Below are 19,044 nucleotides of genomic sequence, written 5' to 3'. Positions count from 1 at the left end.
AGCACGGTCGGAAGCCCCCCAATCAACTGTGGGACCCACTTTCGTCCCTCGTGCCGCTCCCCCGGTTACGCCTCCGGCGCGACCCTGTTAACCAGATGAGCCGGATGTAAAAACACTGTTACACGGTGAGGCTGTCGAACTCCCCGTCCTTCACCCCGAGCACCAGGGCGCGGATCTCGTCGCGTGTATAGATCAGGGCCGGGCCGTCGGGGAAACGCGAGTTGCGGACGGCGATGCTGCCGTCCGACAGCTCGGCCAGCTCGACGCAGTTGCCCTGCGAGTTGCTGTAGCGACTCTTGCGCCACCTGGCTCCCGCCAGATCGGTGGCGGGCATGCCGTTGTAGGTCTTCTCCATTTAGATCTCTCCGAGAAGGTCGCCGAGGATCTCGGCGGTGCCCCCGGGCGTGGTGCTTTCCACGCACAGCTGCTCCATGGCCGTGAGGTAGGGATCGACGTCCTCACGTTTGTCCAGGTAGAGGGCACCCCAGAGCTGCTCGACGTAAACGACGTCCGACAGGTCGGACTCGGGAAACCGTAAGATGCTGAACGCGCCCCCCTCGGCCGCGTGCATACCGAACCTGAAGGGCATCACCTGGAGGGTGATGTTGGGCAGCGCGGCGACCTCCAGCAGGTGCTGGATCTGCTCGCGCATGGTCTCCTTGCCCCCGATGGGCCGGCGCAGGGCCGCCTCGTCGATGACCGCCCACAGGCGCGGGCCGTCCTTGCGGGTGAAGCGCTCCTGCCGTTGCATTCGCATGTGCACACGGCGCTCGATCTCCGCCTCCGGCGCGTCCGGGTAGCCGAGCCGGATCACGGTGCGCGCGTAGTCGGACGTCTGGAGCAGGCCGGGCACGAACTGCACCTCGTAGGTGCGGATCACACTCGTCGCCTCCTCCAGCCCCACGTAGGTGGTGAACCAGTTCGGCAGCAGATCGCCGTACTTGTGCCACCATCCGGGGGTGTTCGCCTCGCGGACCATCTCCAGCAGGCCGCGCCGTTCCGCGTCGTCGAGCACGCCGTACAGGGTGAGCAGGTCCTCCACGTCGCGGGTCTTGAAACCGACACGGCCGAGTTCCATCCGGCTGATCTTGGACTCCGAGGCGCGGATGTGGAATCCGGCGGCCCCGCGGGTGAGTCCCTTCTCCTCACGCAGGCGGCGCAGGCTCGCGCCGAGCATGATGCGCCGAACGGTGGAACCGGTACCGGGCGGGTCCATGGACACGTGGTGCTCCTCGCTCGCTTTCCTGATCGACAGTTTGTCACTTCGCGGCCCGTGACTTGCTTGGCCGCGGAAAATCCCCTTTCCGCGTTGATCGACCGACTTACCGGTAACCGTAGCGCTTGCACACGCCCAATGCACGTGCATTCGCTCTTGCACCTGCACAGGAGTTTGCACCATGATGATCCATGTGCAGTCCGCCCAAACCGCTCCCCCCAGAACGTCGTGGACGGCGCTCGACTGGTGGCCGCCCGTGGGCTGGTGGCCCGACGCCGCGCGCGACCTCCTGTCCGGGTCCCCGGCTCCGGCCAGCGCCACCTTCGTGCTCCCCCCGAGCGCGGAGTCGGTCCACTCGGCGCGCAGCTTCGCCACCGGCACCCTGACCGGCTGGAACCTCGCCGACCTGAGCGAGAGCATGGAACTGATCGTCTCGGAGCTGGCCACCAACGCGTTCCGGCACGGCCTGCGGCTGGCCGAGACGCGCGCCAAGGAGCCCATCAGACTCTCCCTGCTGCGCCGGGACGGCCTCGTGGTCTGCGCGCTCAACGACCCCGGCGCCGGCTTCCCCGCGCTCCGCGACCCCTCCCCGCTGGACGTCGGCGGCCTCGGGCTGCACATCGTCGACTCGCTCAGCCTCCGCTGGGGCTGGGCCCCGCTGGCCCCGTACGGCAAAATCGTCTGGGCCGTCCTCGGTTAGGCTCCGTGCCGTGGATCGTCCCGCCCCGCCGCGGAGATCCACGGCACGGAGCCCGACCGGCCGCCGCGGGACGCCCCCGCCGGAGAACGGCCGGCCCCGTCCCGCGAGGCGGACCCGCCCCCTCGACCCGTCGCCGTCCCCCGGCGCCCCCTCCTCGCCCCTCCCGAAGTCCAGCCCCTCCCTGAAGCCCGCACACCCCACAGTCCTTCCCGGAAGGCGCCGCCTCTTCCCCTCATCTGGCGCCGGCCCGGTTCCGGGGCCGCCATCCGACTCCCCTCGGGCGGCCCCGGGACCCGGCCAGAGAACAGATGGTCACCGGCGGGGAACTCATTGCATTCTGCGCGGTGCATGCCTCCCGGGATGCCCTCTGCATTACCGTGGATGCCTATGGCTCGCGGAGAGTCCCCGCGCGAGATTCCTGAGAGAGCTGCGAGATGGACGATGACCTGCTCGGCTGGCTGAAGACCCTCGACGAAGACCGCCTCACCCGGCTGCTGGCCAACCGGCCGGACGCCATCGCCCCGCCGTGGCCCCGCCGCATCGACACCCTCGCCCAGCGGCTGGGCAGCGGCTTCGCGGTGATCGGGGTCATGCGGGGCCTTCCGCTGCCCGCCATCGAGGTGGCGCAGGCGTCGCTTGCCCTCGGCGGCCGGGTCTGGCTGGAGGAGCTGGCCCGGTTCATGGGCGTCCCCGAGGCCGAGGTGGCCCCCTGGATCGACCGGCTGTTCGACCACGCCCTGGCCTGGCCCGACGCCGAGGGACGCATCCGTGTCGCCGAGGGGGTCGCGCGGTGGTGGACCGCCCCCTGCGGGCTCGGCGAGCCGCTCACCCACTACCTGGACTCCTGGACGGTCAGTGCCGACGCGCTGCGGGCCCTGGCCAGGACGCTCGGCCTGCCGCAGGGCCCCAAGCGCCGCACCGTCACCCGGATCATCGAGGTGCTGTCCGACCCCGGCCGGGTCACGGCCATGATCGGGCGGGCGCCGGAGGGCACCCGGCGGCTGCTGGAGGGGTTCGCCTGGGACGGCCCGGTCCGCGACGTCGACGGCGGGCGCTTCGTCGCGCCGGGCACCCCGGAGAAATGGGCCGGCGACCACGGGCTGCTCTTCCGGCCGAGCTGGAACGTCGCCGAGATGCCCCGGGAGGTGGCGCTCGCCGTACGCGGCCCCGGCTACCACCCGCCCTTCACCCCCGTCCCGCCCGACCTCGCGGGCGTCCCGGTCGATCCCGAGACGGTCGACCACCTGATGACGCTCGCCGCCCCGCACGTGGTGGAACGCTGCTCGGCGATGCTGGAGAACACCGCCAAGATCCCGCTGCCGCTGCTGAAGGCGGGCGGGATCGGCGTGCGCGAGGTCCGGCGGCTGGCCAGGGACACCGGCTGCGACGAGGACGAGACCCGGCTGCTGCTGGAGGTCTGCGCGGTGGCCCGGCTGCTGGCCTGGGACGAGCCGGCCGGCGGCCTGATGCCGACCGAGAAGTTCGACCGCTGGCGCCTGGACGACTCCGCCGCCCGGCTGCGGGTGCTGCTGTCGGCGTGGTGGCGGATGGAGCGCTCGTCGCTGCGCCGGGTGGACGGCAGGTACGGCACCGTGCTCGGCGACGACCTCGCCGGGGCCTCGGTCGCCCGCGCCCGGCGCGCCGTCCTCGGCGTGCTGGCCCGGCTGCCGGCGAGCACCGCGTGCACCGACATGGACGGGCTCGTCAGAGCGGCCCACTGGCACGCCCCGCTGCTCGACATGCCGCTGCTCGCCGAGTGCGCCCCGGCCGTGCTGGAGGAGGCGCGGATGCTCGGGCTGGTCGCCTGCGACGCCGTCACCGACCTCGGTCGCGCGCTGGCCTCCCTGGACGCCGTCGCCGGGGACGAGAACGACGACTGCGCGCCGGCGGTGGAGAACGACCCGGTGCTGGTGGAGTGCTCCGTCCGGGCGCTGGCCAGCGTGCGCCGCAGCGCGCTGTTCGGCGCCGACCTCACCGCCGTGGTGACCGGCCCGCCCTCCGCCGAGCTGGCCGAGCTGCTGGACCGCGCCGCCGACCGCGAGTCGCGCGGCACCGCGTCGGTGTGGCGGTTCACCCCGGCGAGCGTGCGCCGGGCGATGGACGCCGGGCACACCGCCGACGCGCTGCTGGCCGACCTGGCCGAGGTGGGCGCGGTGCCGCAGCCCCTCGACTACCTCGTGCGCGACGTGGCCAGGCGGCACGGCGAGGTCACCGTCACCACGGTCGCCTGCATCGTGCAGGCGTCCGATCCCGCCCTGCTGGCCGAGATCGCCGGGCACCGGCGACTGTCCCGGCTGGGCCTGCGGCTGCTCGCGCCCACCGTGCTGGCCAGCGCGCAGCCCGCCGACCGTACCCTCGCCGCGCTCCGGGAGAACGGCTACGCGCCGGTCCCGGTCGAGGACACCGGGGAGATCACCGTCCGCCGCGCCCGCGTCGACGAGCCGCAGAACGGGCGGCTGATCCTGCTGCCCGGCGGCCGGGTCGCCGAGCTGGAGCAGCCGCCCCACCCGCTGGTCGAGCCGCCGCCGGATCCCGGCGAGCACGCCCGGCGGCTGCTGTCGGCCGAGAACCACGTCGCCCAGGCCGGCGGCCGGACCTGGGCGGTCATCGGCCGGATGGCCTCCCGGCTGCCGACGGCCCAGCAGTCGCTGCTCGGCTTCGTGGTGGACCGCGGCGTCCGGGCCGCGATCACGCTCGCCGACGGCCTGACCGCCACCGTCAGCCACGGGGAGCTGCGCAGCGGCGTGCTCGACGCGTGGTGCGAGGAGGCGGGCGACTACCTGGAGTTCCCGCTGGCCGACATCATCGAGGTCCGCGGCGCCTACGCCTGATCCCGCCGAGGTCCGCGGCGTCCCCACCCGGCCCCACCGAGATCCACGGCGTCCCCACCCGGCCCCACCGAGATCCACGGTGTCCGCGCCCAGCCCCACCGAGATCCGCGGCGTCCCCACCCGGCCCCGCCGAAGCCGTCGCGGTCGCCACGGCCGGAGGCGGAAGGAGGTGAGGTGGCGGCCGGCGTGCGCGGTTCCGGCCTCATCCCAGAACGAGCGCCCGGACCGCCTCCCTGGCCCGCGCCTCGCCGTACTCGGCGACCAGAGCCGTCATGTGCTCGGCGGCCAGCGGGGCGAGCAGGGCGTGCGCCAGGGGGCCGGCGTCGCACCCGGGGCGGGCCTCGGCGAGCAGGATCGCCACGTGGTGGCACCAGAACCGGTAGGCGCCGATCCGGTAGCGCGCGCCGGGGCTCGCGGTCTCCGACATCCGGACCAGGTCGAGGTGGCCGAGCAGGTGCTCAAGGTAGGCGTCCACGAACGCCGCGAGCCGTTCGGCGGCCGGAGCGCCGGGCCCGAGGGGCGCGGGCCCGGACAGGATCGCCGCCTGCAGTTCGCGCTCGCGCTCGTCGAGGAGCGCCACGGCCAGTCCCGACTTGTCGCCGAACCTCCGGAAGAGCGTGCCCTTGCCCACGCCCGCCTCCGCCGCGACCGCGTCCATCGAGACGCCGTCCACCCCCCTGTCCCGGAACAGCTTCGCCGCCGCCGCCAGCACCTTCGCCCGGTTGCGCGCGGCGTCGGCCCGCTCCCTGGGCCGCGTGGCGGGCGGCACCGGCGGCTCGCTTGACGAAGCGGACCGCGGTCCGTTAAATTCCATATCGCTCACACAAACGGACTATAGTCCACTTATGGCCGAGGAGGCCAGCCATGACCGCACTGATCAGCCGTGACGAGCTCAGGGTCGCGATCGAGACGGGCACCGTCGTCGTCGTGGACGCGCTCGGCGGCGACTACTACGCCCAGCAGCACCTGCCCGGCGCGCTCGCCCTGGTCGAGAACGAGGTGGCCGACCGCGCCGCCGAACTGCTCCCCGACAAGGACGCCGCCATCGTCACCTACTGCTCCAACCCCGCCTGCGGCAACAGCGAGGCGGTGGCCCGGCGGCTGACCGGCCTCGGCTACACCAACGTCCGCAAGTACCGCGAGGGCATCCAGGACTGGGTCGAGGCAGGGCTGCCCGTCGAGTCGGGCGTCGCCGTCCACTGACGGCGGTCAGCCGCGCACCCCGCAGCGGCGCACCGCCAGCAGGGCCAGCACCCGGGTGACGTCGCGCAGCTCGCGCAGGCCGACCCGCTCGCGCGGGGCGTGGGCGAGGCGGACGTCTCCCGGGCCGTAGTGCAGGGCCGGCACCCCGCCCGCGGCGTAGAGGCGCAGGTCGCTGCCGTACGGCGCCGCCGTCTCGGCCGGCCGGGTCCCGGTGACGTCGGCCACCGCCGCCGCGACCTGGGCCGGCAGCTCGTGCCCGGCGGGCACCCGGCCGCTCGCGAACCGCCCTCCGGGCCAGGTCACGACGGGCGGGTGAGCGCGCAGCCACGGATCGCCGATCCCGGCGACCGCCTCCTCCAGGGCGCGGCGGGCCTCGGCCGGGTCCTCGTCCAGCCGCACGCCCATCCTGCCCTCGGCGACCAGCAGGTCGGGCACGCTGCTGGCCCAGTCGCCCGCGCGGACCGTGCCGATCTCGATCGGGTAGGGAAGCGGGTTGCCCGCGAAGATCGGATCGGGGTCGCGGTTGCGGTCGGCCTCCAGCCGCCGCAGCTCCGTGAGGACCGGCCAGAACGCCTCCAGCGCGTTGACGCCCTCGTAGCGGGTCGCGCCGTGGGCGGCCCGGCCGGCGACCTCGACACGGAACGTCAGCGCGCCGGCCGTCGCGGTGATGACCGCCCCGCCGGTCGGCTCGGTGATCACCGCCGCCTCGCCGCGGTGGCCGCGCGCCAGGGTGGCGAACGCGCCCAGGCCGCCGTCCTCCTCGCTCACGACGCAGTGCACGGCCAGCGGCCGGGCCAGCCGTACGCCCGAGCGGTGGACGGCGGCGGCGACCGCGAGGTTGGCCGCCAGCCCGGCCTTCATGTCGCAGGCGCCCCGGCCGTGCAGGACGTCACCGGTGATCCGGGCGCCGAAGGGGTCGCCGCCCTCCCACTTGGCCAGGTCGCCGGTGGGCACCACGTCCACGTGCCCCTGCAGGACCAGGGCGGGCTCGCCCTCGCCCCCGGTGACGGCGACCACGCCGTAGCCCTCGGTGCGAGGGGCCTCGGTGCCGGGGAAGCCGGGGTCGGCGCGCAGGGCGTCCAGGTCGAGCTTCCAGACGTCGACGTCCATGCCCGCCTCCGAGAGCAGCCGCCCGCAGCGGTGCTGCAGCTCCGACTCGGCGTCGGTGCCGGTCACGCTGGGCGTCCGCACCAGCTCGGCCAGCAGCCGGACCGTCTCCGCCTCGTCGATCGCCGCCAGCACCCTCGCCTCGTCGGGGGACACCCCGCCCGCCACGCCCTCGCGCATGCCGTCAGCCTTCCATGGCGACCCGGCGGGCCAGCCCGAGGGGCAGGCCGCCGGAGCCGGCCAGCGCGTCGTGGAAGGAACGCAGGTCACCGCGACCGGCGGCGAGGTAGTCGGCGCGAATGCGGTCGATCTCCAGGGCGCCGGTGAGGTACGACGGGGCCTGGGTGGGCCAGGCGCAGTAGCGGTTGACCTCGCCCTTGGCCGTGCCCGGGGTCAGCGAGGTCCTCTCCGTCATGAAGGTCTCGGCCTCCTCGACGGTCATCTCGCCGCAGTGCAGCGAGACGTCCACGACGATGCGGGCCGCCCGGAAGAGGCGGAACTCCAGGTGGGCGAGCTCCTGGGCGGGGGTGGTGAAGTATCCCTCCTCCCGCATGACCTTCTCCACGTACAGGGCCCAGCCCTCGGTGAAGTACGGCGTGCGGAACAGCCTGCGGGCCCGGCGCGGGTTGCCCGCCATCCAGGACAGGTGCCAGTGGTGACCGGGGTATGCCTCGTGGACGGCGATGGAGGGCATCTGCGCCCTGGCGTTGGTGCGCAACCGCTGGCGCACCTGCTCGCCGGTGAACGAGTCGGGGGTGAACGGCACGAAGAAGTGCCCGAGCCGGGAGGTGGACAGCGGCGGGGGCATCATGTAGGAGGCGACGGCGAGGATGGGCCGCTGGAACTCCGGCGACGGCACCACCCGGCACTCCTCGCCGTCGGCGAAGGTCACCAGGCCGCGCTCGCGCACGAACCTCCTGGCCCGCTCGGTCTCGGCCTCGTACTCCGCCCGCATGTCCTCAAGGGTCGGCGGGTGGTCGTCCTGGAGGGCCGTGATGGCCGCGTGCCAGTCCTCGGAGCCGCCGGGCAGCAACCGGGCGATCTCCCGCATCTCGGCGTCCAGCTCCTCGTACGCCTTCTGCCCCCGGCGCAGCAGCTCGTCGGCGCCGTAGCCGAGCATCTCCCGGTCGCGCAGCAGCGTGGAGTACAGTTCCTCGCCCATCCGCCAGGTCCCGGTGGCCCGGAAACCCTCCAGGAAGGCGGCCAGCTCGTCGAAGGCCGCCGCCGCGGGCTCGGCCGCCGCCGCCAGCCTGGCCCGCAGGGCCTCGTCGGCGACCTGGCCGGGGATCGTCTCGGTGAGCAGGCGCCGGGCGGTCCGCGCCTGGCCCAGACCCCGCTCGACCAGCAGGGGGCTCGCCAGCCCGGGGTCGAGGTTGGCCCGGCAGGCCGAGAGGACGCCCGGCACCTCGGCGAGCCGGGCGACGGCGGCCTCGACCAGCTCGGCCTCGGGGGCCAGCCGGTGCATGAACGGGGTGAACATCGAGTTGAAGATCGGCCCCGTGTAGACCGACGGATCACGCCGCCAGGCGGGCCAGGACCCCTGGGCCAGATCGCCGCGCAGCCCGGACATCACCAGCTCGCGGTCGATCCGCTCCTCGAAGTCCCCGCCGGGGACCGCCTGGAGGCGCTCCAGCCAGCGGCGGGACTCGCGCTCGCGGGCGAGGATGCCCCCCTCCGTGAAGTCGCCGAGGGTCCTGTCGCGACCCTCGGCGCCCATGAGGGCGGCGAAGATGGGGTTGGCGTCGAGATACCAGTCGATGTAGTCGCCGACCGGATCCGGGGAGAGCTCCGTCATGCTCCGTGAGCCTACTGCCGCGGGCCGGCTCCGGGGTTTGACGGGCGCCGCCCCGCCCGTCCCATAAGCTTCGTGGTGTGGGTGACCCGAAGTTCGAGATCCAGATGCTCCACGACCGCGTCATGGTGAAGGTGGAGCCGGAGTCAGAGGAACGGCGCAGCACGGCGGGGATCGTCATCCCGGCGACGGTGAAGATGGCCAACCGGCTCGTCTGGGGTCAGGTCTGCGGCGCGGGCGCGAACGTCCGCGCGGTCAAGGTCGGGGACAAGGTCCTGTTCAACCCCGAGGACCAGTACGAGGTCGAGGTGCACGGCCAGATCTACCTCGTCCTGCGCGAGCGCGACCTGCACGCCATCGCCACCCAGCAGACCGACAACGGCACCGGCCTGTACCTCTGACGCGCCCCGCCGGCGCCGGCCCGACACCGCCGGCGCCGCTGAGCGCCCTCGCCCCTTCCCTCCCGGCGAGTGCGCGAATCGGCAAGGAACCGTGCGCGTGACGTCAATGACGGCCGCCGTCCGCCTCATTACCGTGATCTCCGGCCGCCGGAAATCCGGCCGGGGCCGGACCGGTCCGTTTCGGCCCTGACCGGCACCGCGGTCCGCCCGCCGAACCCGGGAAGGGAGGAATCCCGTGCGCATCCGCCGCGACATCGTCTGGACCTGACCCGCGTGTGCCGTCCGAGGCATCACGCGTCCCCCCGATCGTGAAGGAGAGGTGTCCCGTGCGCATCCGCCGCGACGTCATCTGGAACTGATCTCATCCCCGGCCGCCCTCCCGTCCGCGGGGAGGGAGGGCGCCGCACCCACGATCCGACGGGGAGAGCGATGAGCGAGGCCGCCCGCCCGGCGACGTACCGGGCGGTCTTCGGCGTGGCGGAGTTCCGCGCGCTGTGGCTGACCGCGGTGCTGTCACGCGCCGGAACCCAGATCGCCCGGGTCGCCCTGGCGGTGCTCGCCTACCAGCGGACCGGATCGCCGGCCGTCACCGCGCTGGTCTACGCGCTGACCCTGCTGCCGGCCATCGTCGGCGGGTCCGTCCTGGGCGGGCTGGCCGACCGCTACCCGCGCCGCACGCTGCTGGCCGTCTGCGCCCTCTCCCGGGCGGTGCTCGTCGCGCTGATCGCCGTCCCCGGGATACCGCTGACGGTCCTGTGCGCCCTGGTGTTCCTCGTCCAGCTGATCGACTCGCCCGCGCGGACCGCGCAGATGGCGATGACCCCCGACATCCTGACCGGTGAGGCCTACTCCCTCGGCGTGGCGGCTCTCACCCTCACCAACCAGCTCATCGCCCTCGTCGCGTTCGCCGCCGGGGGCGTCCTGGTGGCGGCCGTCGGGCCGGGCGGCTCCCTGCTCGTCAACGCCGCCGCCTTCGCGCTGATGGCGCCGGTCGCCCGGTGGGGGCTGCGCCACCGGCCGGCGGCCCGGCCCGGCAGGCCCGGTGGGAGGCGGCGGCCGCGCGCCCCGGAGGGCGGGGCCCGGCGGATCCTCGCCAGTCCCCCGCTGCGGAGCCTGCTCGCGCTGGCGCTGCTCGCCGGCGTCCACGTCGTGCCCGAGTCCCTGGCCGCGCCGTACGCCGCCGAGCTGGGGCTGGGCAGCCGGGAGGTGGGGCTGCTGATGGCCTCGGTCCCGCTGGGCACCGTCGCGGGGGTCTTCTTGTTCACCCGGTTCGTCCCCCTGCCCGCGCGGCTCGCGTCGCTGGGGCCGCTCGCCGTGGCCGCCGGCCTCCCGCTGGTCCTGTCCGCGCTGCTCCCCGGCCTGGTGCCGGCGCTGGCGCTGTGGGCGCTCAGCGGGCTGCTCAGCGCCTACCAGGTGACGGCCAACACCGAGTTCACCAGGCTCGCCCCGCCCGAGCGGCGCGGCCGGCTGCTCGGGCTGGCCGGCTCGGCCCTCACCGGCGCGCAGGGAGTGGGCATGATCCTCAGCGGGGTCCTCGCCGACCACCTCGGCGTCTCCCGGACGCTCGCGGTCGCGGGCGCGGGGGCTGCCTCGCCGGCCTGCTCGCCGCGGCGGGCTGGCGGCGGGCCCGCCGTGCCCCGGAGGTTCACGCCCCGGCTCCGAGCGGGGCCGCGGCCTCCGGGTGAGACCGCCGTACGGCCGGCGGCGCGGGAACGGCCCGCGACGCGGAGACGGCCCGCCGGGCGGCGAGGTGCGCGCGGCGGGCCGGAGGAGGCCGGGACGACGGGTCAGGGGCGGGTGTAGCTGAGGTAGACCCTGGCCTTCCAGTCGGCGGCGGGGATGTCGGCCAGCACCCGTGTGCTCCTCCCGGTGAGGTCGGCGACGACGGCCCGGTAGGCGGTGCCGGACGGGACGACGGCGATGAGGTGCCTGTCGTCCCACCAGCCCAGCAGGGCCTGGGCGCGGATGTTCACCTTGGCCGACAGTGCGCCCGTGGTGCGGTTCCAGACGCAGACGGGCTCGGCGTAGGTCAGCGGGCACCAGGTCAGGAAGGCGCTCCCGGAGGGCGAGAAGGCGTCCTCGCCCCCGGCGGGCGCGCCCGTCTTGGCGAAGGTGCGCCGGACGCGGCCGTCGAGGCCGTAGAAGCGGGTGCCGCCCTGGTGCTCGGTCACCACCTCCGTGCCACCGGGCCCCCAGCGGAACCTGGCCGCCCTGTCCGCCCCCGGCACGGTCACCGCCCGCGTGGTCCTCGCGGCGGCGTCGACGACCGCGAACCCGATGGTGTCCCAGCTCGTGCCGTTCTTCCGCTGTACGGTCAGCACCGCCTTGGCGCCGTCGCGCGACCAGTGGGCGAACTTGGCGATGAGCGGCCTGGCGACGGTCTGGACTTTCGAGCCGGTGTTCGCGGTCAGGTCGGCGAGGAGCACCGAGTCGTGGTCGTTGACGTAGGTGGTGGGCACCGCGACGGCCCTGCGACCCTTCGGCGCGACCGTGATCTCCTGGTAGCCGATCTGCTTGGCGAACCGGCCGTTGCGGCGGAGGTAGGCGACGTTGCCGAGGGTGTAGGAGGTCACCTTGACCGGGTCGGCCGTCTTCTCGTGGACGGTCACGCCCGTCCCGGTCAGCTTGACGTCGACCACCACCGCCGCGGTCACCGCCGGCGCCGCGTGCGCGGCGGGCGCGAGGGCGGCGACCGGCGCCACGGCGGCGGCCACGGCGGCGGCGCGGCGGACCGTTCGGCGGGCCGTATGGCGGGCCGTTCGGCGGATCGTTCGGCGGAGACCAGCGATCATGGGCACGGCCGCAGCCTAAGCCGGATACACCTCATACTTCGTGATCTATAACGGATCGGTTGGCGTGACAAGGGTCCCGGGCGCGGCCCGGCCTCAGGGCAGGATCGCGTCGACGTAGCCGCCGTCCACCCTGAGGGCGCCGCCGGTGGTCGCGGACGCCTGGGGGGAGCTGAGGTAGACGACCATGTTGGCGATCTCCTCGGGCTCGATGAGCCGCTGCAGGAGCGACTGCGGACGGTGCAGGCGCATGAACTCGCGCTGCGCCTCCTCCCAGGGCAGGCTCCGGTCCACCAGCTCGTAGACGAAGTCCTCCACACCCCCGGTGTGGGTCGGCCCGACGATCACGGAGTTCACGGTGACGCCGGTTCCGGCGGCGGCCTTGGCGAACCCGCGGGACACGGCCAGCAGGGAGGTCTTCGACATGCCGTACTGGATCATCTCCGCCGGGATGACGACGGCGGAGTCGCTGGCGATGTTCTGCACCCTCCCCCAGCCCCGCCCTATCATCCCGGGCAGGTAGTGGCGGGTCAGCCGTACGGCGCTGAGGACGTTCACGTCGAAGTAGGCGCGCCACTCGGCGTCGGTGATCTCCAGGGGCGGGCGGGAGCCGTAGATGCCGAGGTTGTTGACGAGGATGTCGGTTTCGGGGACCGCGTCGGCCAGCGTGGCCGCGCCGTCCTCGGTGGCGAGGTCCCCGACGACCGTGACGATCTCGGCGTCCGGCACCGTGCCGCGCAGCCGCCCGGCCGCGTCGTCCAGTGAGGAGGCACCGCGTCCGGTGAGGACGACCCGTGCGCCGGCCTGGGCCAGGCCGGTGGCGATGGCGTGACCGATGCCCTGGGAGGAGCCGGTGACGACCGCGGTCCTGTCGGTGAGGTCGATGCGCACTTTGCCGCCTTCCCTTCGCTCTCGCTCGCCCGGGGCGGCGTCCCCGGATTTCCAGGGTGGCATCCGGCCGGAACGAGCCCTGGCCGGGGGCGGTTTCGCCGGTACGGCGAGGCGGACGGCGACCCGAACGGCGCGGCGGGGCGGCCGGGCTTGCGGGAGGCGGGGACCGGGCGTACGGCGAGGCGGGGACGGCCGTGCCGGCCGTCCCCGCCTCACTCAGGTGTCGTTTCCACGCCGCACGGTCAGAAGTAGCCGATGCCCTTGATGACCGCCGGGGTCTGGCCGAGGTTCTTGACCTTGAAGCGCAGGCAGGACTGGGCGAGGTGGGTCCGGGGGGCCGTCTGGGCGTCCCGCGCGGCCGTCCGGGAGGCGCCCTGGGTGTCCGTCTGGGTGGCGCCGCGGGTGTCCGTCTGGGCGGGGCCGCTCTGGGCGGCGTCGTCCTGGTCCGTGCGGCCCAGGTTCCGGACGGCGCGCCGGGAGAGGGTCGCGGCGACCCGGGGCGCGTGGTCGTTGGGGGCGATCTCCACCTTTCCGATGGAGCGGCCCCGGCAGTTGGCGACCCGCACCTCGGTGGGCACGTTGTTGTTCTCCAGCTTGACCAGCACGTTGCCGCGGTAGGCGGCCGTGGGCATGAGCTCGGGTGTGAGCATCACCTCCTGGCCGGGCATGACCCTGGCGCGCAGGTTGACCGAGTCGGCGTGGGCCGCGGTACCGGTCACCGCGACGATTCCGGCCGCCGCCAGGGCGATCATCGAAGACAGGGCACGCATCGAGTGTCACTCTCCTTTGTGTCCTTGGGGATCAGACTCAGAGAGACTACGGAGTGTGACGCATTGGAATCGCTATGTGACCGCCGGCTCAGGGTAAAGGCTGCTCTGGGACTCACCGGCGGGCGGCGCCCCGCGCCGGGTCCCGTCCGCCGGGTCCCGTCCGCCGCGGGCCGTACCCGGGCGGCGGGTTCAGCGGTCGAGGAGGCGGCGGGCCTCCTCGATCAGGTCGATGTCCAGGCTCAGCTTGAGGCCGTAGTAGACGATGGCGGCGGCGGCGACGGCGGCGGCCAGGACGACGAGGATCCTGACCGTCCAGCCCCGGCGGCCGAGCCAGGCGGTCCACGCGGCGAGGGTCCGCCTGCCGAACTCCAGCAGCCGGCGGGCCCAGTGGAACTCGGTGGCCAGGACGGCGAGGCCGGCGAAGACCACCAGCCAGCCGGGGCCGGGGAACGGGACCATGATGAGGCCGCCGATGACCAGCACGGCGCCGATGACGCCGATGACGAACTTCAGGGTGAGGTGTCCGGTGCGGGTGGACCGGATGCCGTCGAGCCATCCCTGGATGCCGGAACGGCGGACCGTCGCGTCCCCGGCGTGGCCGGGGTCCTCGTCCCCGGCCACGGACGGGCCGCCGGTCTCGCCGCGGAGATCCGCGGCTCTCGGCTGGCGGGCGGTCCCGCCCCGGGCGTCGGGCGTTCCACCGGAGATCGTCACGTACTCCCCCGTACGGTCGGTTTCGCTCCAGGATAGAGGGAGCCCCTCCGGCCGGTTCCCGCCGTTTTCCGGCCGGAGGCGCGCGGGATCAGCCCGCCGTGCAGGCGACGGTGGCCGGGACGCCGTTGGCCCCGGCCGAGGAGGCGCCGAACCCGAAGGTGGTGGACGCGCCGCCCGCCAGGTTCGCGTTCCAGCCGGCGTCCTTGACGATCACGTCCGCGCCGGTCTCGACCACGAACGACGCGAAGTACCGCCCGGCCGCGTCCTTCTTCGACCGGAACCGGGGAGCGGCGACCTTCGGCCCCTTCCGCCTGGCGGTGATCGAGGCGAAGAAGGCGCGGTAGGCGGCGTTCAGGTCGGCCAGGGCCTGCTGAAGCACCACCGCCGAGACCTCGCCCAGCCAGGAGCGCTGCGGCGTCTTCTTCGCCTCGGTGATGACCCGCTTGGACAACTCCCCGTCGGAGACGTACGGCAGGCCCGCCTCACGGGCCGCCTGGCGTGCGCGCAGCCCGTCGTTGAACACCACCCGCGCGCACCCGAACGCCCGCGCCGACGCCTCACGCTGGACGGCGTCCGGATAGAGCCGGTACCGGTAACGCAGCCGCCGGCCATCGTCGTGCCACCCGACCATGACCGGGCGTAGGGGAATCGGAACGATCCGTGAAAACACCGATGGCCACGCCAACCCCGCGCACCACCCGGCGAGCCCGCTGAACAGACTTCTTCGCATGTACGGCTTCCCTTCGCGGAGCAATGGTCAGACCGCCATGCACGGTCGGGGGCGGGACCCTGACCTTCGACCGCCCGTGATGCACGTGCATGAACGCCCAGAGGGTCACACACCAGCGCACATCCCGTCAATAGTTTGCTAGTCCAACTAAAGCCGGAAAGGTAAAGTCCTGTGGCCTTCTTCGATTTTCACCCCAAATATGGGCTAATGTCCGTTCATGCATGAGGCAAATCTCGTGATGACCGTCAACGGCCCGTGCCCCCCGCCGGCCATCGAGGGGGCGGTCCTCCCCCGCGAGCACCTCCGCAGCGACCTGCGCTGCGCGGCCGGCACGGCCTCCGACCCCAACCACTGGCTGGACGAGGAGGACGCCGTCGCCGAGGAGCTGTGCGGCCTGCGCCGGTACGACGCCCTCGGCCTGGTCGTCGAGCTGAGCTGCATCGGCGCCGGGCGCGACGCCGCGGCCCTGGCCAAGGTCGCGGCGCGCAGCCGGGTCGGCGTGGTGGCCGGGACCGGCTTCTTCGCCGGCCCGTTCACGCCCGCCTGGGCGCTCGACGCCGACGTGGACACGCTCACCGCCCACCTGCTGGCCGAGATCCGCGACGGCCTGGACGGCACCGGCGTCCGGCCCGGTGTGATCGGCGAGATCGGCGCCTGGGACGGCGAACCGTCCCCCGCCGAGGAGCGCTGCGCGGTCGCCGCCGCCCGGGCGTCCCTGGCCTCGGGCCTGCCGGTCGCGGTCCACCACCGCGGCGCCGTGGCGCTGCTGGAGATCCTGCTCGGCGAGGGGCTGCCCGCCTGCCGCGTCAGCGTCGCCGACGCCGGGACCGACCACGCGGTCCCCCACAAGGTCGCCGAGGCCGGCGGCTACGTCTGCCTCTCCTCCCTCGGGCCGGACCGGCTCCGGCACGCCCTCGCCCTCGTCGAGGAGGGACACGCCCACCGGCTGCTGCTCAGCAGCGGCCTGTCGATGGTCTCGGAGATCGAGCGGTACGGCGGGGCCGGCTACGGCCACCTGTTCCGTACGTTCCTGCCCAGGATGCGCGAAGCTGGGATCACCGAGGACACCATCCGCCTGATCACCCGTGACAACCCCCTCCGCTGGCTGGCCCACCTGGAGCGGCGACACCTGGAGCAGTGATGTCGATCAAGGTCGCGAACGCCCCCGTCAACTTCGGGATCTACCGGGCAGACGACGCGCCGATAGGCCCGGCGACCATGCTCGGCGCGCTGGCCGGAGCCGGATACGACGGGATCGACTCAGGGCCGATCGGATATCTGGGCACCGGCGATGAGCTGCGGGAACGGCTGGAGCGGGCCGGGATGGGCCTGGCCGGCGGCTGGGTGGACCTGCGCTACGAGGACGCCGGGGCGTTCTCGGCCGGCCTGCCGGGGCTGGAGGCCGCCCTGGCGGTGTTCGCCGACGCGGCGCCCGCCGACGGCCGGTTCGCGCCGCGGCCCACGCTCGCCTGCCCCGACCACCCGCCGCGGGTCGCCCGCGACGGCGCCCCGGGCCTGCCCGCCGCCGGATGGGCGGGCTTCGCCGCCCGGGTCCAGGAGGCCGCCGACCGCTGCCGCGCCCGGGGCCTGGAGCCCGTCTTCCACCACCACCTCGGCACCCTGGTGGAGACCGCCGAGGAGGTCGAGCGGCTGCTGGAGCTCACCGACGTCTCCCTCTGCCTGGACACCGGGCACCTGTGGCTGGCGGGCGGCGACCCGGTGGCGGCGCTGCGCGACTGGGGCGGCCGGATCCGGCAGGTCCACCTCAAGGACGCCGACCGCGCGGCGCGCGACCGGGTACGGGCGGCCGGGGGCGACCTGGCCGCGGTGGTCGCGGGCGGTGGCTTCCCCGCCCTCGGGGCCGGGGAGGTCGATCTGGCCGGGGTCCTCGCCGGGCTGGACGGCTACGAGGGCTGGCTGGTCGTCGAGCAGGACGTGCCCGGCTCCGGCCAGGACATCCGCCGCATCCTGGACGACCAGCGCGCCAACCGCGACTGGCTGCGCGCCCACGGTCTCTGACCGTTCCTGCGAGGAGGCCCCGGCCGTACGGCGGGCGTCCCGGGCCTTCCGGGACGCCCGGGCCTCTCGCCGCGCGACTCCGGCGGGCCGTACGGCGGGACGATCAGCCCGCGGGCTCGCACATCTCGCCGGTGTACGGGCGCGGACGCGGGCGGCCGACCATCAGCCGCGAGCCCGGCCCCCGGGCCGCCGCCACGTCGTCGGGGTTGGCCAGCGCGCAGCGGTCCAGGGACAGGCAGCCGCAGCCGATGCACTCGGTCAGGCCGTCGCGGAGCCGCTGGAGCTGCTTGATCCGGTCGTCCAGCTCCGATCGCCACGTCGCCGACAGCCTCGCCCAGTCATCGCGGGTGGGGGTGCGCTCCTCGGGCAGCGCCGACAGCGCGGCCTGGATCGTCTTCAGCGGGATGCCCACCCGCTGCGAGACCCGGATGAAGGCGATCCTGCGCAGCGTGTCACGGGTGAAGCGGCGCTGGTTGCCGGCCGTGCGGCGACTGCGGATCAGCCCCTTGGCCTCGTAGAAGTGCAGCGCCGAGACGGCGACGCCGCTGCGGGTCGCGAGCTGGCCGACGGTGAGTTCGGAGTTGGGCACGGGCGCATCGTACCGCTACCTCCACCAATCTTGAGGTTCCGCCCCGGGCCGCGACGTCCACGCGGGCCGCGCCCTGCCGCCTCGCCGGCCCGCGGCCGTCCCGGGCCGCGCGGGAGCCGCGGCCGTCCCGGGCCGCGAGGGAAACCGCGGCGCCCTCACCTCCCGAGGGTGCTCTCCCGGGGCACGAGGCGGTAGCCGGCCCGCGCCTCCCGGGGAGGCTGGCCCGGCCGGCCGTCGATGCGCTGCCGGAGCAGGTCGACCGCGATGCGGGCCAGCTCCGCCTTGTCGGGGGCGACGGTGGTGAGGGTGGGCGTGCTGTAGCGGCCGTCCTCGATGTCGTCGAGCCCGGCCAGCGCGATGTCCTCGGGCACCCGCAGCCCCGCGGCGAGGATCGTGCGCATCGCGCCCAGCGCCAGCAGGTCGTTGAAGCAGAACACCGCGTCGGGCCGCGGGTCCAGGGCCAGCAGGCCGGCCATCGCCGCCGCGCCCTCGGCCCGGTGGTAGCGCTCCACCTTCGCGACCGTCTCGGGCAGCCCGTGCTCGGCCAGGGCCTGGCGGTACCCGGCCAGGCGGAGCGGCGCCGTGCCGCTGGCGGAGTTGTCCTGCGCGCCGAGGGCGGCGATGCGGGTGCGGCCGAGGCCGATCAGGTGCTCGGTGACGTCGCGGGCCGCCCGGACGTTGTCGATGGCGACGTGGTCGGCCGGGCCGTCGTGGATCCGCTCGCCGAGCAGGACGAGGGCGGTGTCGTCGGTGCGGGCCGCCAGTTCCTCGGCGCCGATCGCGAAGGGGGTCAGGATGACCCCGTCCACCCGGTGGTCGCGGACCCCGTCGAGGGCCTGCCGCTCCCGGTCCAGGCCGCCGTCGGTCTGCTCGATGACGACCAGCCACCGGTGCTCGGCCGCGGCGTCGATGACGAACCGGGACAGCTCCGCGAAGTAGGGCGCGTCGAGCTCCGGCAGGGCCAGGGCGATCACGCCGGTGCGCCCGCGCCGCAGGTTCCGCGCCGACAGGTTGGGGCGGTAGTCGAGCTCGGCGAGCACCTTCTCCACCTTCGCCCGGGTCTCCGGCGAGACGTGGGCGTATCCGTTGACGACGTTGGAGACCGTCTTCACCGACACCCCCGCCAGGCGCGCGATGTCGCGCAGGCTCACTCCCACGTCCTCTTCCCATCCTCCCCGGTCGCGCCGCCCTTCCCGGCCCGCGCGAGATGCGAACCCGTCGATCGTAACGCCCGGGTATCGACTGCGGCAGCGACTGTTTACAACGTTGAAACAACGTTGTACAAACTTCCC

Annotated in this window: 19 protein-coding genes; 7 read left to right on the top strand and 12 right to left on the bottom strand. The window is 74.0% G+C overall.

Going from position 1 to position 19,044, the window contains the following annotated elements; translation table 11 throughout:
- Positions 1-118 precede the first annotated feature (118 nt).
- Together ACQP10_RS10885 and ACQP10_RS10880 are read right to left on the bottom strand one after the other, a co-directional pair.
- Complete coding sequence (locus tag ACQP10_RS10885; protein WP_179818668.1) at positions 119-355, bottom strand: DUF397 domain-containing protein; 237 nt, start codon at positions 353-355, stop codon at positions 119-121.
- Positions 356-1,216, bottom strand: coding sequence for a helix-turn-helix domain-containing protein (locus ACQP10_RS10880; protein WP_376770491.1), 861 nt, complete (start codon positions 1,214-1,216; stop codon positions 356-358).
- 184 nt (positions 1,217-1,400) lie between these two features.
- On the opposite strand from ACQP10_RS10880, the gene ACQP10_RS10875 reads away from it, so the two are divergent.
- Both ACQP10_RS10875 and ACQP10_RS10870 read left to right on the top strand, forming a co-directional pair.
- Positions 1,401-1,916 (top strand): ATP-binding protein, encoded by a 516-nt coding sequence (locus ACQP10_RS10875; RefSeq protein ID WP_346020944.1) that lies wholly within the window; start codon positions 1,401-1,403, stop codon positions 1,914-1,916.
- A gap of 434 nt (positions 1,917-2,350) precedes the next feature.
- On the top strand, positions 2,351-4,747 hold the full coding sequence (locus tag ACQP10_RS10870; protein ID WP_389997637.1) for a helicase-associated domain-containing protein: 2,397 nt from the start codon (positions 2,351-2,353) through the stop codon (positions 4,745-4,747).
- 202 nt (positions 4,748-4,949) lie between these two features.
- On the opposite strand, the gene ACQP10_RS10865 is transcribed toward ACQP10_RS10870, so the two are convergent.
- Positions 4,950-5,516: a TetR/AcrR family transcriptional regulator gene (locus ACQP10_RS10865; RefSeq protein ID WP_346020521.1), complete on the bottom strand. Its 567-nt coding sequence runs from the start codon at positions 5,514-5,516 to the stop codon at positions 4,950-4,952.
- Between the two features lie 95 nt (positions 5,517-5,611).
- Here ACQP10_RS10865 and ACQP10_RS10860 point away from each other — a divergent pair, with 95 nt between their 5' ends.
- The gene (locus ACQP10_RS10860) at positions 5,612-5,950 is read left to right on the top strand and encodes a rhodanese-like domain-containing protein (protein WP_346020522.1); all 339 of its coding nucleotides are present in this window, start codon (positions 5,612-5,614) and stop codon (positions 5,948-5,950) included.
- Positions 5,951-5,956: 6 nt separating this feature from the next.
- Here ACQP10_RS10860 and ACQP10_RS10855 read toward each other — a convergent pair whose 3' ends face one another.
- Both ACQP10_RS10855 and ACQP10_RS10850 read right to left on the bottom strand, forming a co-directional pair.
- On the bottom strand, positions 5,957-7,237 hold the full coding sequence (locus ACQP10_RS10855) for an ArgE/DapE family deacylase (RefSeq protein WP_433541299.1): 1,281 nt from the start codon (positions 7,235-7,237) through the stop codon (positions 5,957-5,959).
- A 4-nt stretch (positions 7,238-7,241) separates the two neighbouring features.
- Positions 7,242-8,852 carry a DUF885 domain-containing protein gene (locus ACQP10_RS10850; protein ID WP_346020524.1) on the bottom strand — a complete coding sequence of 537 codons (1,611 nt, stop codon included), beginning with the start codon at positions 8,850-8,852 and terminating at the stop codon, positions 7,242-7,244.
- Between the two features lie 77 nt (positions 8,853-8,929).
- Between ACQP10_RS10850 and ACQP10_RS10845 the strand changes: the two genes are divergently transcribed.
- The gene (locus ACQP10_RS10845) at positions 8,930-9,250 is read left to right on the top strand and encodes a GroES family chaperonin (protein WP_179818675.1); all 321 of its coding nucleotides are present in this window, start codon (positions 8,930-8,932) and stop codon (positions 9,248-9,250) included.
- Between the two features lie 429 nt (positions 9,251-9,679).
- Positions 9,680-11,053 carry an MFS transporter gene (locus ACQP10_RS10840; protein ID WP_433541298.1) on the top strand — a complete coding sequence of 458 codons (1,374 nt, stop codon included), beginning with the start codon at positions 9,680-9,682 and terminating at the stop codon, positions 11,051-11,053.
- On the opposite strand, the gene ACQP10_RS10835 is transcribed toward ACQP10_RS10840, so the two are convergent.
- The 5 genes from ACQP10_RS10835 to ACQP10_RS10815 form a co-directional block, all read right to left on the bottom strand.
- The gene (locus ACQP10_RS10835; RefSeq protein WP_433541297.1) at positions 11,038-12,048 is read right to left on the bottom strand and encodes a hypothetical protein; all 1,011 of its coding nucleotides are present in this window, start codon (positions 12,046-12,048) and stop codon (positions 11,038-11,040) included. The genes ACQP10_RS10840 and ACQP10_RS10835 overlap by 16 nt on opposite strands.
- A gap of 87 nt (positions 12,049-12,135) precedes the next feature.
- Positions 12,136-12,930 (bottom strand): SDR family NAD(P)-dependent oxidoreductase, encoded by a 795-nt coding sequence (locus ACQP10_RS10830; protein WP_346020527.1) that lies wholly within the window; start codon positions 12,928-12,930, stop codon positions 12,136-12,138.
- A 242-nt stretch (positions 12,931-13,172) separates the two neighbouring features.
- Complete coding sequence (locus ACQP10_RS10825) at positions 13,173-13,700, bottom strand: hypothetical protein (protein WP_346020528.1); 528 nt, start codon at positions 13,698-13,700, stop codon at positions 13,173-13,175.
- A 189-nt stretch (positions 13,701-13,889) separates the two neighbouring features.
- Complete coding sequence (locus tag ACQP10_RS10820; protein WP_346020529.1) at positions 13,890-14,414, bottom strand: TIGR02611 family protein; 525 nt, start codon at positions 14,412-14,414, stop codon at positions 13,890-13,892.
- 88 nt (positions 14,415-14,502) lie between these two features.
- Entirely contained in the window at positions 14,503-15,045 is a 543-nt protein-coding gene (locus ACQP10_RS10815) for a helix-turn-helix domain-containing protein (RefSeq protein WP_433541296.1), read from the bottom strand.
- A 316-nt stretch (positions 15,046-15,361) separates the two neighbouring features.
- On the opposite strand from ACQP10_RS10815, the gene ACQP10_RS10810 reads away from it, so the two are divergent.
- Both ACQP10_RS10810 and ACQP10_RS10805 read left to right on the top strand, forming a co-directional pair.
- Positions 15,362-16,285, top strand: a complete 924-nt coding sequence (locus ACQP10_RS10810) for an aryldialkylphosphatase (protein WP_346020531.1) — start codon at positions 15,362-15,364, stop codon at positions 16,283-16,285.
- Positions 16,285-17,163 carry a sugar phosphate isomerase/epimerase family protein gene (locus ACQP10_RS10805; protein ID WP_346020532.1) on the top strand — a complete coding sequence of 293 codons (879 nt, stop codon included), beginning with the start codon at positions 16,285-16,287 and terminating at the stop codon, positions 17,161-17,163. Before ACQP10_RS10810 ends, ACQP10_RS10805 begins: the two co-directional genes overlap by 1 nt.
- Before the next feature lie 103 nt (positions 17,164-17,266).
- Here ACQP10_RS10805 and soxR read toward each other — a convergent pair whose 3' ends face one another.
- Positions 17,267-17,752 carry a redox-sensitive transcriptional activator SoxR gene (soxR, locus tag ACQP10_RS10800; protein WP_346020533.1) on the bottom strand — a complete coding sequence of 162 codons (486 nt, stop codon included), beginning with the start codon at positions 17,750-17,752 and terminating at the stop codon, positions 17,267-17,269.
- A 155-nt stretch (positions 17,753-17,907) separates the two neighbouring features.
- Positions 17,908-18,903: a LacI family DNA-binding transcriptional regulator gene (locus tag ACQP10_RS10795; protein WP_346020534.1), complete on the bottom strand. Its 996-nt coding sequence runs from the start codon at positions 18,901-18,903 to the stop codon at positions 17,908-17,910.
- Positions 18,904-19,044: the final 141 nt, after the last annotated feature.

The sequence above is a fragment of the Streptosporangium sandarakinum genome (assembly GCF_050942225.1).
GTDB classification, from domain to species: domain Bacteria; phylum Actinomycetota; class Actinomycetes; order Streptosporangiales; family Streptosporangiaceae; genus Streptosporangium; species Streptosporangium nondiastaticum.
Note: the sequence above shows the minus strand (reverse complement) of the source record. Positions and strands in the feature narration are given on the sequence as shown.